The sequence below is a fragment of the Mesorhizobium qingshengii genome (genome assembly GCF_027563465.1).
Taxonomy (GTDB): domain Bacteria; phylum Pseudomonadota; class Alphaproteobacteria; order Rhizobiales; family Rhizobiaceae; genus Mesorhizobium; species Mesorhizobium qingshengii_A.
The window spans coordinates 1-1,119 of the sequence record NZ_JAPFQA010000055.1 but is presented as its reverse complement, the minus strand read 5'-3'; the positions used below and the strand labels follow the sequence as shown (position 1 = coordinate 1,119).

Annotated in this window: 1 protein-coding gene; it reads right to left on the bottom strand. The window is 67.6% G+C overall.

Annotated elements, in window-relative coordinates:
- Nucleotides 1–1,011, bottom strand: a 1,011-nt coding sequence (locus OOJ09_RS31920) for a DUF7146 domain-containing protein (protein ID WP_269909023.1), incomplete at its 3' end; no start/stop codon positions are given.
- Nucleotides 1,012–1,119: the final 108 nt, after the last annotated feature.

Genomic DNA, 1,119 nt, shown 5'->3' with positions numbered 1-1,119 from the left:
ATCCTGCGGCATGAGCTGGATGCGCAATGTCCGCCGGAGCGCGCTGACGCCGAATGCACGTAGGTCCTCGTTGAAGTCGCCCATCCGTGGAGACAGGGCAAGCGCCTCAATGCCTGCTGCTTCGGCGCGCTCGATCAACGCCGCGAGTGCCGTGTCGCCTGCGGCGTCGGCGTCGCGGGCGATGTAGAGCCGACGCAGCGCCGGCGGGAGCACAAGAGCTGCTAGGTGGTTGGCCGAGAGCGCGGCCGCCATCGGCATGGCGGGCAGTGCACAGTGCAGCGACAGCATCGTCTCAATGCCTTCGCCGACAGCGAGGACATTATCGGCCGCACCAAAGCGGACGGCATGGCCGAGGAGGCCACCCATGGCCCGTCGTGGCGTGTCGACCCGCGCCTTGCCCGAACCGTCGCGGGCAAGCCAGGTACGATGCGCGCCGGTGATCCTCCCTTCGAGATCGGTGACAGCGGCGACCATCGCCGGCCATGTCTCGGTCGGGCCGTCGCCCTCAGGTCGATAGTAGCAGCGCGGATGGAATCGCAGGCTGCCCGCGTCGCGCAAGTTCCTGATGCCGCGGTTGCGTAGGTAGGTCTCGACGAGCGTCCGGCAGATCGGCTGCGACATGGCGAAGAGCCGTTGCGCCGCTTCGGGCGATCCGGCGGGGACGGGTATGCGAACGGGCTTTGAACTGCGGCCCGGTTCGGCGAGCGGCAGGCTCAGAAAGCGCCGTGCCTCATCGGCGACATCGCGGAAATCGACGAGACCGCAGCTCTCGCGGATGACGTCGAGGAGATCGCCATATTCGGCTGAGGCGGCATCAGTCCAATGCCCGGCGGCGCCGGGACCGGATTCCGGCCCGCTGAGCCGGACAAACATCGATCGGCCGGGCGCGTTGCGCACATCGCCAACCGTCCAGTAGCGGCCTCGGCGTCGACCATTGGACAGGTAGTGCCGGCAGACCGCCTCTGCGTGGCGTGCCAGGCGGCGAGACAGTTCGGAAGCGTCACGGGGCATCACGACACCTGCCGCGCGCTGACATTATGTTGCGCAAAAGCCGTCGATCGCCTGCGGGACAGCGCCCAATCGCGGGCGCGCAACATAACTCTCGGCGCAACATATTCG